Below are 892 nucleotides of genomic sequence, written 5' to 3'. Positions count from 1 at the left end.
CGGTAAAGAATCAGGCTCTGCCACGGTAGCGATCACCGGAACACAACGATCACCTGATAAATCACGCAATTGATACATTGCCGGATCTTCTAACGAAGTCGCTACGCTCCCCGTTTTCTTATGTGCCCATCACGGCACGTAAAGGGGAAGTATTACCCAAAGGTTTTGTATTTGTCATTGTTCCTCAACTTTGTATAGCCTCCAGTATCTTGATCCGTATAGAAAATTTGCAAATTGAGGTGAGAATATGGCAAACGCGACCAAAAGCGCCGCGACAAAGCGCAACAACCGTAAGATTCATGCCCGTAAATTTCTGGCAACTCCAGAGGGTAAAGCCTGGTTAGCTCGAAAGCAGGAAGAAGAGGCAGAGATCAAATTAGCCAGAGCTGCTAATGCGATGTTTTGATCTTTTCTGTACGGCGCTAAGATCTTGCAATTGCTCAAAAAATGGCAAGAAACACCTTGACACATTTGTACGGATGTTATTAATTTTGTCGATGAAGATTGATGTATTGCCGCTAACTAAACGACCTAAAAGGAAGTTGATATGAGTCTGCAATTGTTAAGAGAGTCAGTCCAAAGACGAAAACCTATTTCATTCCAATATAACAAGCCTGGAAAAGTAGCTGGTGAAAGAATCGGAAACGTCCATGCTATTTTTATAATGCGCCGTAAAAGTGATGGTGTTGAAACTACAAAGTTGCATATAGTGCAAACTGCTGGTGTAACTGATACCGCGCCTAATTTCCCTGAGTTTAGAACATTTGATATAGAAACTTTATCTAATGTTGTGATTCTTGAGAATGAACCAGAGTTTCCAATTAATGAAAAATACAATCCTGAGTATGACGGATACCAAAATGTCATAGCTAAGGTGTAAAATATGAGTCTT

General features: G+C 40.7%; 2 protein-coding genes. Both read left to right on the top strand.

Annotation, left to right across the window (positions count from 1 at the left end; translation table 11 throughout):
* The first annotated feature begins 247 nt into the window (after positions 1 to 247).
* Positions 248 to 406 (top strand): hypothetical protein, encoded by a 159-nt coding sequence (locus M989_RS25975; RefSeq protein ID WP_167351071.1) that lies wholly within the window; start codon positions 248 to 250, stop codon positions 404 to 406.
* A gap of 141 nt (positions 407 to 547) precedes the next feature.
* Positions 548 to 880, top strand: coding sequence for a hypothetical protein (locus M989_RS23965; RefSeq protein ID WP_064549253.1), 333 nt, complete (start codon positions 548 to 550; stop codon positions 878 to 880).
* The last annotated feature ends 12 nt before the right edge of the window (positions 881 to 892 follow it).

The organism is Kluyvera georgiana ATCC 51603, from assembly GCF_001654985.1.
Classification (GTDB): domain Bacteria; phylum Pseudomonadota; class Gammaproteobacteria; order Enterobacterales; family Enterobacteriaceae; genus Kluyvera; species Kluyvera georgiana.
This window is presented reverse-complemented; position numbering and strand designations above follow the sequence as displayed.

What these genes read in the sequence shown, in the direction of transcription:
- M989_RS25975 (WP_167351071.1), top strand. Translation starts at nt 248, where the DNA reads ATGGCAAACGCGACCAAAAGCGCCGCGACAAAGCGCAACAACCGTAAG.
- M989_RS23965 (WP_064549253.1), top strand. Translation starts at nt 548, where the DNA reads ATGAGTCTGCAATTGTTAAGAGAGTCAGTCCAAAGACGAAAACCTATT.